A 12,833-nucleotide genomic window follows, 5' to 3' on the forward strand; every position below is an offset into this window, starting at 1 on the left:
TCAAGTGAAGGATATTCCGAAACAAAGAAGCTGAGGCAAAATGCCTCAGCTTTTATTATGGCTTGTACGGTTTGGATGTTGATTTCCGCTTCAGGCACTCGCTTTCCGCGGGCGGTCGTGGAGCCTCCTCGGCATGCGCCTGCGGGGTCTCCCTTAGACGCGCTTTTCCCGCAGGAGTCTCGTACCTTTGACTCCAATCAACTCTGTTTTTAAATTTAGATAAAACCATCCCTATTTAGTTGAAGGTGTTGTTTTGGTTGTTCGGGAACTTCATTTGATGAAACGCACATTTTCCGGGCCCATTTTCTCTACAAAAAAAGCTGAGGCATAATGCCTCAGCTTTTTTATATATTAGAAGTTGGATGAGATGGATTTTTGATTGGATAATCCTGATTTTTTAACGATTTCATCACTCTCTTTTTCACCTTTATCATTATTTGATTTCAATGATTGTGCTGGCGTTTCTTTCAGCTGTTTACCGGCAACGACCACTTTTGAACTGATGTCTTTTAATTCACTTGTTGCGTCCTTCGCTGTACCAAGGGCATCAGTGGAGATATCCTTTACTTCGGATACTTTACCCACCACGTCTTCATTGACGGTTTCATATAGTGTTTCAACGTCATTGATTGCCTCTTTAATCGTCTCCGTTGCCCCTTTGACTCCTGATACCATCTGTTCCTTCATTTCGCCGGGATTTTCCTTGACCTGTTCAATCATATTCATGGAGTTGTCTTTTAAAAGGATGGCAGATCGCTTTACTTTATTTCTCGTGTTGGAGTCGAGCAAGGTCAATGCACCGCCGACAAGCCCCCCGATTAGAATCCCTTTTAAAAGTTTGCTATTCGTTTGAGTTTCGATAGTTGTTTGAGTCATTTATATTTCCTCCTTTAGAATAGTAGATTGTTTTCTTATTTTGGGTTTTCCCTTATTTACCATAAGTTAAACTGGAAATAATAAACTATCATGGGATTGACATGATAAATAAAACAATAGTACTCTACATATAGTTAAATGACTGAACTACTTTTTGAGAGGTGCAACGATGACGAATGAAAAAGTTTCTGGATTGATTGATCGATATATGAAGGTTTCTTTCTATGTCAATAAGATGGGGGAGCTTTTAATAAAAGATCAGATTTGTGATGTGCTGACGAACGAACAATACTATACTTTACGGTTCATTCAACAACAGCAGTTGTGTACATCGACGGAAATCAGTGATGCCTTTTATATTAATAAGAGTGCCGTCACGTCCAACATCAACAGGCTGGAAGGCAAAGGATTGATAGAACGGGAACAGGACCAGGTTGACCGAAGGGTCTTCCATTTGAAGCTTTCCAAAGAGGGGGAATCGTTGTTAAAGGAAACGGAAAATAAGATTCATAAATTGGTAGAGAGCATCATGACGAAATTCGATTATGAAGAGATTGTTAAATTCCTTGATACATATGAGAAGCTTTCACAAATTTTCATTCAAATGAAGAATGAGGAATGGGAGGAATATAAATGAGGAGGATCATAAAGGGAAGATGGCTGGTCATTATCGCTTGGGTTGCCATTACGGCAGGTTTATTGTTTGCGGCACCGAATATGGCGGAGCTTGTCCGGAATAAGGGCCAGCTGGATGTACCGGCAGAGTATTCCTCTGGGATGGCCAATGAGCTAATGAAAGAGATCCAGGATAAGGATGAGTCACAAGTGGCTCTCGTATTTCATGGTGATAAGAAGCTGACTTCCCCGGAATTGAAAGAGATCGAGGCAGCGATCCAAAAGCTTGAAAAGAATAAAGCGGAGCTTGGCATTAAAGAGGTCATGACTCATTTTAAAGAGCCCTCGCTAAAAGGTCAGTTGGTCTCGGAGAATGAATCAACGGTTTTGACATCCATCACGATGGTCAAGGGGGACCGGGAAGCTAAGGAAGTGATCGATGCCCTTTATAAAGAGTTGGAACAAGTGGATGTCGAGCATTATTATACAAGCAGCTGGATGATCGATGAAGATCTTAATGCCAATTCCCAAGAGGGGCTGAAGAAAACTGAAGGCATCACGGTGGTCTTCATTCTGGCTGTATTGCTGATAGTCTTCCGTTCAGTGGTGGCACCGATCATTCCGTTGGTAACGGTAGGTTTCACTTATTTATGCTCACAATCCATCGTCTCATTCCTGGTGGATAAATGGGACTTTCCGATTTCGTCTTACACCCAAATATTCCTGGTAGGTATTTTATTTGGGATCGGGACTGATTATTGCATCCTGCTGCTTAGTCGTTTCAAGGAGGAGCTATCGTCACAGGAGTCCTTGCCTGAAGCGATCGTTGAGACGTACCGAACTGCCGGTAAGACTATCTTCTTCAGTGGGCTGACCGTAATGATTGGTTTTGCGGCAATCGGTTTTTCTACTTTTAAGCTCTATCAATCTGCGGCGGCTGTTGCCATAGGGGTCTTCATTTTAATGATCGCCCTTTATACGATCGTTCCATTTTTCATGGCGGTTCTTGGCAAAAAGCTATTCTGGCCGGCAAAAGGGAAACTTGAGCATAGTGAAAGTAAACTATGGGGAATTCTCGGTAACTTCTCCTTGTACCGCCCATTGTTGGCGCTGCTGATTGTTGCAATCGTCTGTGTTCCTTTTTTGTTTATGTATGATGGGAAGATTTCATATAACTCACTTGAAGAAGCGGGGGATGATGTTCCTTCCATCATGGCATTTAATATCATTTCCGATGAATTCGGACCGGGACAATCGATGCCAACACAGATTGTCATAAAGAATGACGAACGCATGGATTCGGAAGAGTACGTCGCACTTGCTGAAAAAATCAGCCAGGAAGTAGTCAAGGTGGATGAAGTCGATGTAGTTCGATCCATGACCCGCCCGACAGGTGAACCGATTAAGGATTTATTTGTAGCGAACCAGGCCGAAACCTTGGAAAAGGGAATCGGGGAAGGAAATGAAGGGATTAAACAAATCAGCGATGGATTGAAAACGGCAGGCAGTGAGCTTTCCGATTCAGGACCGCGATTGAAGCAAGCGACGGACGGAATAGGGGGACTCATATCCGGGACCAATGAATTAAAGAGCGGCGTAGGTCAGGTGGAGAAGGCGTTAACAAGCATTGAAGCAGGCATTCGTGATGGGTCTTCAGGAACCGGGGACATAAAAAACGGATTGAATGAGGTCAAGGCAAACTTGGATAAGCTCGCCACCGGAAGCGGACAGCTTCTCGAAGGCTATAAACAATCAGCTAATGGGTTAAGTGAGCTCACAGGTCAATATAAAGAAATCCAAACTAACCTTACGGGTGTATCACAAAGCCTTGCCGGTTTAAATCCTTCTTTTGAGCAAATGGAAGCCACTCATCCAGAATTACAGGCTGATCAGTCCTATCAAACGATCAAGCAAACAGTGCATGGGGCACAGGGTGGCTTGGAGCCCATGGCAGCAGGCCTTTCAGAGCTCAATAGGAATCTTGGTTCAGTGTCCGGCGGTTTGAATACGGCGAATGAAAATATGGAAGAAATCGTAAAGGGTCAAAATTCTCTTGGGGAGGGCCTGAACCAATTGATTTCAGGCGTTGACAATTTACAAAAGGGTCTAAGCACCATGGCTAATGGTCAGGGGGAAGTCATAAATAATCTGTCAGGATTTAAAGGAGGCCTTACTAGCTTAAGTAATGGGCAGCAAGAACTCCTAAATGGTTTTTCAAGCCTGGGCGGGCAGCTTACTGATTTGACTGAGGGCTTAAATGAAAGTGCGGATGGTCTGAATGAAGTCCATGATGGACTATCGTCCGCACAGGGTTATTTATCAGGGCTGGCAAAAACGGATAAAACGGTAACAGGCATGTACATTCCCAAAGAAGTAGTGGAAAGCGAAGAATTCGGGGAAGCATTGAATGCGTATTTATCTGAAGATGGTAAAACCATGACCATGGATGTGGTATTCAAGGCGAATCCTTATTCCAATGATGCAATCGAGCAAATTGATTCGATTGAGGCAACCGTTGAAAGAGTAACGAAAGATACAAAGCTTGAAAACGCGCAGGTGGCGATAGGGGGAATCACAAGTACACATCATGACTTGGGCATGATGTCTGGGAAGGATTTCTCAAGGACGGTCGTTTTGATGCTGTCAGGTATTGCAATCATTCTCTTTTTCATGCTGCGATCCTTGATCATGCCTGTCTATTTGATTGTGTCGCTCGTTTTGACTTATTATACAGCGGCAGCCATTACAGAGTTGATTTTTGTAAATATTCTCGGGTATGCCGGCATCGGCTGGGCAGTTCCTTTCTTTGCCTTCGTCATCTTGATTGCTCTTGGCATTGACTATAGCATTTTCTTGATGGATCGCTTTAACGAGTGGAAAGATAAGCCGGTCAAGGAAGCGATGTTGCTGTCCATGAGAAAAATGGGAACAGTGATCATCTCGGCGGCTGTCATTCTGGGCGGAACCTTTGCTGCCATGATGCCAGCAGGCGTTTTATCGCTCTTGGAGATAGCCACATTAATATTGGTGGGGCTTGCTTTATATGCGTTTGTCATCTTGCCATTGTTTATTCCAGTGATGGTTGCAACGTTTGGAAACGCGAATTGGTGGCCGTTTTTAAAAAATAAGGAATAAAAGGGAATATAAAATAAAGAAGGCCTCCATTCGGATGCCTCCAGACTGTAGACAAAAGGGTTTCGGAATGCTCCAATTCCGAAACCCTTTTTGAATGATTATAAAATGGGAAATGGATTTAAAAGCTCGCCCGGTGGGGGAAGAATGACAATCATAAGTTCCATCATACAGATAATCAGGCGTACTGGTTTTGTAAGCTGCATCTTCAACAGCTTCAGGTTTAACAATTTTCTCAATCGGTGTTACTATCGTCTACAACACAAATCTGTTATGGTCTGCTGGTGCATGAAACGAATGTGTGGAATCAACAAATACATGCCCTGCACTCATTCGTTAAATGAAACTTTTAGTTAAGAGGGGATGGAAAAGCGTTTCAATAAAAGTTGCAGAAAGATTGTTGGCCCATGGAGTTCTGTCTAATTACTAAAACTCCGTTGACTGGAACGGAAGGTGCGAGACTCCTGCGGGAATACGAGTGCAGGGGAGACACCGCAGGCAGGCGCAAACGCCGAGGAGGCTCCCCGGGACCCCAGACCGCCTGCGGAAAGCGAGTGCCTGCAGTGGAATTCAACGCTCAACTTCCAAACTCTCAAAAAAACTGTAGACCAACTCGATGGAGTTTGCCTACAGTAAGAAATAAACTTCCGAAACAAAAAAATATGTATTCCATTTCATAATTGGGGGATTCTTGTTTTATATTTGGCGATGATCTTTTGATTGTGTTCATCTGCCCCTTCGATATTACTGCTTAGGAATACGGGAGGGGTTTCCCCTGATTCAATAATCGTTTGGATGACTTGCGTGAAAACCATATTGAGGAGAACGGCCCCGACCACGGTCGATCCGGAACCAAAAGGTATATTATTTGATTTCAGTAATGTGTCACCTTTGGCAATATGATTGTCTATGACCAAATCAACGACATCGTGGAGATAATGCTTCTGTTTATGCCGTGAAGAACAACTTTTTGCATACTCCGGTGATGTTAGTCCAATAACGAATGCCCCTTTTTCTTTTGCGATAGTGGCTACATCTATCGGAACGGGATTTACGCCGGATGACGAAATGACAATACAAACATCACCAGGACGGATATCTTCATCATGCATGAATTTCTCTGATAGGTCATTTTGGCGTTCAAGTTGGGATGATCTTGAAGCTCCTTTAAAAAGCATTAGATCTTCAACGAAAATTGGACGAATTGCGGCTAACCCACCAGCCCGGTAGAATACCTCTTCGGTCAAAATGTGGGAGTGTCCGCTTCCGAATAAATGGATGATCCCATCCGACATGACTGCTTTTGAGATATGTTTCACAGATTCCTTAATTGATTGCTTTTCCTGTTCTCCCACAATTGTGAGTAAAGCCTGCACTTCTTCAAAGTATGAGTTCATATATGTGACACCCTCCGATTACCTTTGGCAATTAAAAGACTATAGTGATGAAAATATTCCATTTTATCTGCTTATGTTGATAGTGAACTTATACCTGTCCGCACGATAAGCCGATTTAACATATTCAAGGGGAGTTCCGTCTATTAAGAACGTATTCCTTTGAATGAATAATATGGGTGAGTGCTTTGGAATTGCTAAATGGGTCACTTCCAATTCAGAAGCAATCGATGATTCCAACGTTTGTGAAGCATAGTCTATCTTTAGTTTGACGTAGTTCTCCACATATTGGTAAAGGGAAAGGTTAATGATTTCTTCCGTTAATCCTTTAATTAAATTGGCAGACATGTACACGGTCTCGAGCGCCATTGGAACATCATCAGCCAACCGAATGCGTTTTATTTCATAAACGGGAGCATAAAGGGAAATGTGCAATTCACTGGCAATCTTCTTATCAGCCGGAATGATTTCAAAGCTCAGCAGCTTGCTGCTTGGGTTTAATCCCCTGGCCTTCATGTCCTCGGTAAAACTGGTCAGCCCATTGAGCTGCTGCTCCAATTTCTTATCGGCGACAAAGGTTCCCCTTCCTTTCTGACGGTATAAGTATCCGTCATTCACCAAATTATTTATGGCTTGGCGGACGGTCATCCGGCTAATTTCGAATTGCTCGGCATATTCACGTTCAGATGGAAGGGCATCGTGCGCTTGGAACTCACCGTTTTCTATTTTTCTTTTTATTTGTTCTTCGATTTGAAAATAAATCGGAAGAGGTGAGTTTTTATCAATCATCGACTTTCGCTCCTTTAGGGTATTATCACTCCGGATAACGCTTTTTGGTCTGCGATAATTGTAACACTATTATGTTTTTTTAGGATAGATGCAGGAAATTCCTCTGAAATGTCACCGTGTATCAATTTCTTCAGTGTTTCGGCTTTTTCTTCACCAGAAATCAGCAGCAGAATTTCTTTGCTTTTCATGATTGTTGAAATGCCCATCGTAACGGCATGTGTCGGAACTTCGTCTATGGAGTCGAAATAACGTGCATTCGCTTGGCGCGTCGAATCTTCAAGTGTCACGACATGTGTACCGGATGTGAAGGAAGTTCCAGGTTCATTAAAACCAATATGGCCATTTTGGCCAATGCCAAGTATCTGAAGATCGATCCCCCCCACGGAATCAATCATTTCGTCATACCGTTGACATTCTCCATTCGTGTCATCGGCTGTGCCATTAGGCAGGTGAGTACGCTCTTTATTTATATTGATGTGAGTGAATAAGGAATCATCCATATAAAAATGGTAACTGTTTGGATCATTTGGTTTTAAGCCGATATACTCGTCAAGGTTAAAAGATGTTACATGTTCATATGAAGTATGATTACGCACGTGATCTTCAATCAAATTATCGTACATTCCTTTAGGGGTGCCGCCTGTTGCAAGGCCCAATTTGATATTCGGATTTCCTTTGACTTTTCCGATCACTATTTCTGCGGCTGTCCGGCTCATTTCCGTGTAGTCCTGCACTTGTATGATATTCATTATACATTCTCCTTTTTAAAAGCTAAATTTCCTCTGCAGAAAGTCATTTCAACGTCCAAGCGGTCATTCAATATTACAAGATCTGCGTCTTTGCCGACTTGGATGCTTCCTTTTCTGTCAAAAATCCGAAGTTGTTTGGCAGGGTTTTCCGCAGTCATTTTTATAATGTCAGTCATGGAACAGCCGGTATATTCCATTGTGTTCTTGATGGCATCGTTCATTTTCAATATACTGCCGGCTAGTGTGCCGTCTGAAAGCGTTGCTTTCGTTTCGTCAACATTAACAGGCTGACCACCTAAATCATAGGTTCCCTTTTCAAGCCATTTGGCACGAAGTGAGTCCGTTATCAGTATCATTCGTTCGCTGGTAATTTGGTCATATGCGAGCTTGATCATTTCCGGCCTGCAGTGAATGCCGTCAGCAATAAGTTCAACATATAGCTCATCTCGAAGATAAGCAGCTCCCAAAACGCCAGGTTCGCGGTGATGGAGTCCACGCATCCCATTATAAAGATGTGTAACGTGGGTAGTCCCTGCCTGGATTGCTTCATCTATTTGGTCATATGTTGCATCTGAATGGCCGATGGAGGCGACGACGCCAGTTCCCCTTAAGTGGGCGGCAAGATCTAATCCGTTCGGTTGTTCAGGAGCAAGCGTTACAAGCTTGATCTGATTTTCGGCCATTTCCTGCCATCTTTTAAATAGAGTGACATCAGGGTCAACGATATAATCCTCAGGCTGTGCTCCTTTACGGGCCGGTGAAATGAAAGGACCTTCTAAATGAACTCCAACTATTTCAGCATTTTCCTGAGTTTGATTTTCGATATATTTACCAGCATTAAGAAGTGCTGATTCAATGGCTTGGGTGGATTGGGTCATTGTAGTGGCCAGAAAGCTGGTGGTTCCTTCTTTAGGAAGGGTCTTTGCCATTGTGGATAATGCGTCATGTGTGGCATCCATTGCATCGGAATTGGATGCTCCGTGAATATGAATGTCGATGGCACCGGGAATTACCTGATAATCCGGTGAAAGAGTAATCACCTTGGCATCATCGTCCTGTTTGTATTGGCTGGCTGGACCAACTTCGGCAATTTTTCCATCCACGACTTTAATGTAGCCATTTTTGTATGTTTCCTTTTCGCTGTGAACCATCAGATTATTAATAATGAATGTTTTCATACATAATCTCCTTTATGAAAGTAAAACTTAATGAATGAGTCATGAAATGGTCTCATATATTTTGCCCTCATTTTATCGTTTTTATTAAAAGTTGTCTAGACCAGTTAGGGAGTATCAAGAACAAAAATGATATTTTTACTATGTTTTCGAAGAATATAGTATATTTACAAGTAAATTGGTATAGACATCTATATATTTTCTGTGCTAGTATAATCCCAAAGAAAAGTTATTATATTGATAAAATGAAAACGCTTAATACATCTTGTTGTTGATCAAAGAAGTTAGGTACAAGGGAGATGAGTTCGATGTTAAATTTTTTACAAAAGATTGGGAAAGCTTTAATGTTACCGATTGCCGTTTTACCAGCAGCCGCGTTATTGCTTCGTTTAGGGCAACCGGATTTACTTGATATTGCCTTTATTGCCGCAGCTGGAAAGGCGATATTCGATAACCTTGCGATATTGTTCGCCTTGGGAATAGCGATTGGATTATCCAAAGATGGAAGTGGCGCTGCGGCATTATCAGGCCTTGTTGGATACTTTGTATTAACGAATGGTACACAAGCGATTGATAAAGAAATCAACATGGCTGTTTTAGGCGGTATTATATCGGGGATAGTTGCCGCTCTTCTATATAATAGATACTCCGACATAAGACTCCCTGAATGGCTTGGATTCTTTTCAGGGAAACGATTCGTCCCGATCATCACTTCGCTTGCGATGATCATACTTGCGGGAATATTCGGTTTTGTGTGGCCTCCGATTCAAGATGTAATAAATAGTGTCGGTGACTGGATTACAGGTGCAGGGGCATTGGGTGCTGGCGTATTCGGCGTATTGAATCGCTTATTGCTTCCAGTAGGATTGCATCATGTTTTGAATAGTATGGTTTGGTTCGTCTTTGGTGAGTACAATGGAGCGACAGGTGATATAAATCGTTTCTTCGCAGGGGACCCGTCTGCTGGACCCTTCATGACCGGCTTTTTCCCGATCATGATGTTCGGTCTTCCAGCTGCGGCATTAGCAATGATTGCAGCTGCTAAGAAAGAGAAACGTAAATTGGTGACGGGGATGCTTGTTGGATTGGCTTTCACTTCTTTCCTTACAGGAATCACTGAACCGATTGAATTTCTTTTCATGTTCATCGCACCGGTGTTATATGTAATACATGCCCTTTTAACCGGGGTCTCTCTGGCACTTGCTGTTATATTGGATATCCATCATGGGTTTGGATTCTCCGCAGGAGCCATTGATTATTTCTTGAACTTTGGTATTGCGCAAAAACCGCTATGGTTAATCCCGATTGGATTGGTATACGCGGCAGTTTACTTCGTGATTTTCTATTTTGTCATCAAGATCATGGATTTAAAAACACCTGGCCGTGAAGACGATGAGGAAGAAGTGGAAGAAGAAACTATTGTGAAAACAGGGGATAAATATACCGATATGGGATCGCTTTTCATTCAAGATCTTGGCGGTAAAGAGAATATAAAGCTAATTGATAACTGTGCAACACGCTTGCGTTTACAAGTGGCCGATTCAGGAAATGTGAATGAAGCAGCCTTAAAACGGCATGGTGCCCGCGGTGTCATGAAGTTGAATAAATCGAGTGTACAGGTCATTGTTGGAACGAATGTTGAATTCGTTGCAAATGCAATGAAACAGCTTGTCAAGGATGGAGTCGACCCAAGCCAAGTGAAAACAAGTCCATCTGCACAAGTGGCAGAGGATATAGTAGAGGAAAACCAAGCTTTGGGTGCAAATGACTTTGTCCTTCCAATTGAAGGAACCATTATACCGATAGAACAAGTTCCCGATCAAGTGTTTGCCATGAAAATGATGGGGGATGGCTTTGCTATCGAGCCAGTCAACGGAAAACTAGTATCTCCAATCGATGGGGAAGTGCTAAGTATCTTCCCGACAAATCATGCACTGGGATTGAAAATGGATAATGGTCTGGAAATTCTGATCCATGTTGGTTTGGATACAGTTAAATTAAACGGAGAAGGGTTTAGAGCTCTTGTTCAAGAAGGTCAAAGAATAACAAAGGGAACACCTCTTTTGGAAATTGATTTAGACTTCATTAAACGGAATGCACCATCAACGGTCACTCCTATTATATTCACTAACTTACCTGAAGGAACGGCAGTGAAGTTGCAAAAGTCAGGGATCCAGAAACAAAATACACCAGATATCATCCAGTTGGAAAAACTATAAATTTGTAAAAAGGGATGTCGACTTGTCGACATCCCTTTAGACTTTAAAAGTGAGTTTGCCTGCAGTTTTTTTATGGCTTGTACAATTTGGATGTTGATTTCCATTCCAGGCACTCGCTTTCCGCGGGCGGTCGAGGAGCCTTCTCGGCTTGAACCTACGGGGTCCCCCTAGACGCGCTTTTCCCGCAGGAGTCTCGTTCCAATCAACTATGTTATAAAATTCAGATGGAAACCATACCTGAGGAGTTGGAGGTGTTGGTTTGGTGCTTTGAAGAGAAATGTGACTGGTAAGAAATAGGACTTTCTCAGTAAATCCACGGAAGGCACTTGACCAGTAAGTTATAAATATATATCATTACCTGCAGATTATGATTGATAATGATTATCATTATTAGTTGCGCTAGGAGATTGCTAATAAACATTCACTATCAAGAATTTGAAAAAATTATGAAAATAGTAGTTAGCATCGTTTATGTCATAGCGATGTTCATGGTTTCGATGGACGGGACGATTGTCAATGTAATCCTGCCAACGATCAGTAGTGAATTTAACCTTGATCCCTCTTCAGCCAGTGGCATTAATGTTGGATATTTAGTAAGCCTGGCGGTATTCCTTCCGGTAGCTGGTTGGCTTGGGGATCGTTTTGGAACCAAGAAAATCTTCTTGATGGCATTGGGTGTCTTTACGGCAGCCTCCTTTTTATGCGGATTCGCTAATAATCTTCAAACCTTGAATTTGTTCAGGGTTTTGCAGGGGGCAGGAGGCGGGATCCTGACACCAGTTGGAATGGCCATATTATTTAGAACGTTCTCTGTTGAAGAACGCCCAAAGGTGTCCCGTTCCCTTGTGCTTCCCATAGCATTCGCACCAGCTATTGGTCCGATTGTTGGCGGATTCCTTGCGGAGCAGCTGTCTTGGCGTTGGGCATTTTATATAAATGTCCCTTTCGGAATTATGGTCCTGATATTCGGTGTATGGTTTTTAAAAGAAAATAAAGAATCAACTGCTGGCAGATTGGACATTCCAGGATTCTTATTGTCAGCTGCAGGCTTTTCCATGCTGATGTATGCAATGAGCATAGGGCCATCTAAAGGATGGGGTTCCCCCGTTATCATGTATACAGGAATTATCGGTGCAGTTCTTGTTCTCTCATTTATTTTATTGGAGCTGCGAGTGAACGAACCGATGCTTGATTTGCGTTTATTATCCGATCGATTGTTTCGGACATTGGGCATCATTTCATTATTTTCAATGGCGGGCTTATTGGGGATGCTCTTCGTGTTCCCGTTAATGTATCAAAGTTCGCTTCATGCTTCTGCTTTAGAAAGCGGGCTGACCACTTTCCCGGAAGCTATAGGTTTGATGGTGGCCTCCCGGATGATGCCTTGGACTACGAAGAAACTGGGCATACTTCAGGTGATCCGGATAGGGCTGCTTGGTACAATCATCATTTATACATTAATCAGCATTGTCGGGCCGACAGCCAACCCCTGGTTCCTTCGTGCCTTATTATTTAGTGTCGGTATCTGTTTGGGACATACTGTTGTGGCCGTACAGTTTTCCACTTTCACCAATATCAACTCTGCTTCGATGGGAATGGCGGCCACATTGTTCAATGTCCAAAACCGGATTGGCTCTGCCATTGGTGTAGCCATCCTAGCAAGCATTCTGGGGGAAGTGGGCACTAGCTCGATAGGAACGAATGGGGAGCACCATGTTAATTTAATATCCTATGAATTTGCTTTCCTAGGTTCTGTGGCTTTGCTCGTCATAGCCTTATTATTTGCGATGCGTTTGAAAAAGGATGATTTTAAGGCCAAGATACCGAAACAGCATATGGCTAAATCCCTAGATGTAAAACAGGTGAGCAGCGGATAACCAGTGA

Annotated in this window: 9 protein-coding genes; 4 read left to right on the forward strand and 5 right to left on the reverse strand. The window is 42.8% G+C overall.

The window, feature by feature from the left end; all coding sequences use genetic code 11:
- Positions 1-351: 351 nt before the first annotated feature.
- Positions 352-876 carry a hypothetical protein gene (locus NYE65_RS13770; protein ID WP_057276337.1) on the reverse strand — a complete coding sequence of 175 codons (525 nt, stop codon included), beginning with the start codon at positions 874-876 and terminating at the stop codon, positions 352-354.
- A gap of 169 nt (positions 877-1,045) precedes the next feature.
- Here NYE65_RS13770 and NYE65_RS13775 point away from each other — a divergent pair, with 169 nt between their 5' ends.
- Positions 1,046-1,513: a MarR family winged helix-turn-helix transcriptional regulator gene (locus tag NYE65_RS13775; RefSeq protein WP_340861066.1), complete on the forward strand. Its 468-nt coding sequence runs from the start codon at positions 1,046-1,048 to the stop codon at positions 1,511-1,513.
- Entirely contained in the window at positions 1,510-4,626 is a 3,117-nt protein-coding gene (locus NYE65_RS13780; RefSeq protein ID WP_340861067.1) for an MMPL family transporter, read from the forward strand. The genes NYE65_RS13775 and NYE65_RS13780 overlap by 4 nt, the downstream gene beginning before the upstream one ends.
- Positions 4,627-5,297: 671 nt before the next feature.
- Here the strand turns inward: NYE65_RS13780 and NYE65_RS13785 are convergent.
- The 4 genes from NYE65_RS13785 to nagA all read right to left on the reverse strand — a co-directional run bounded on the left by NYE65_RS13785 (position 5,298) and on the right by nagA (position 8,733).
- The gene (locus NYE65_RS13785; protein WP_034304861.1) at positions 5,298-6,020 is read right to left on the reverse strand and encodes an SIS domain-containing protein; all 723 of its coding nucleotides are present in this window, start codon (positions 6,018-6,020) and stop codon (positions 5,298-5,300) included.
- Between the two features lie 63 nt (positions 6,021-6,083).
- Complete coding sequence (locus NYE65_RS13790) at positions 6,084-6,806, reverse strand: GntR family transcriptional regulator (protein WP_034304859.1); 723 nt, start codon at positions 6,804-6,806, stop codon at positions 6,084-6,086.
- A gap of 14 nt (positions 6,807-6,820) precedes the next feature.
- Positions 6,821-7,555: a glucosamine-6-phosphate deaminase gene (nagB, locus tag NYE65_RS13795; protein WP_034304857.1), complete on the reverse strand. Its 735-nt coding sequence runs from the start codon at positions 7,553-7,555 to the stop codon at positions 6,821-6,823.
- The gene (gene nagA / locus NYE65_RS13800) at positions 7,555-8,733 is read right to left on the reverse strand and encodes an N-acetylglucosamine-6-phosphate deacetylase (protein ID WP_328177936.1); all 1,179 of its coding nucleotides are present in this window, start codon (positions 8,731-8,733) and stop codon (positions 7,555-7,557) included. Before nagA ends, nagB begins: the two co-directional genes overlap by 1 nt.
- A 305-nt stretch (positions 8,734-9,038) precedes the next feature.
- Here nagA and nagE point away from each other — a divergent pair, with 305 nt between their 5' ends.
- Together nagE and NYE65_RS13810 are read left to right on the forward strand one after the other, a co-directional pair.
- Positions 9,039-10,949 carry an N-acetylglucosamine-specific PTS transporter subunit IIBC gene (nagE, locus tag NYE65_RS13805; protein WP_328177937.1) on the forward strand — a complete coding sequence of 637 codons (1,911 nt, stop codon included), beginning with the start codon at positions 9,039-9,041 and terminating at the stop codon, positions 10,947-10,949.
- Between the two features lie 446 nt (positions 10,950-11,395).
- On the forward strand, positions 11,396-12,826 hold the full coding sequence (locus tag NYE65_RS13810) for a DHA2 family efflux MFS transporter permease subunit (protein WP_340861068.1): 1,431 nt from the start codon (positions 11,396-11,398) through the stop codon (positions 12,824-12,826).
- Positions 12,827-12,833 lie beyond the last annotated feature (7 nt).

Origin of the sequence: Peribacillus sp. FSL R5-0717 (assembly GCF_038002945.1) — a bacterium.
Classification (GTDB): domain Bacteria; phylum Bacillota; class Bacilli; order Bacillales; family DSM-1321; genus Peribacillus; species Peribacillus frigoritolerans.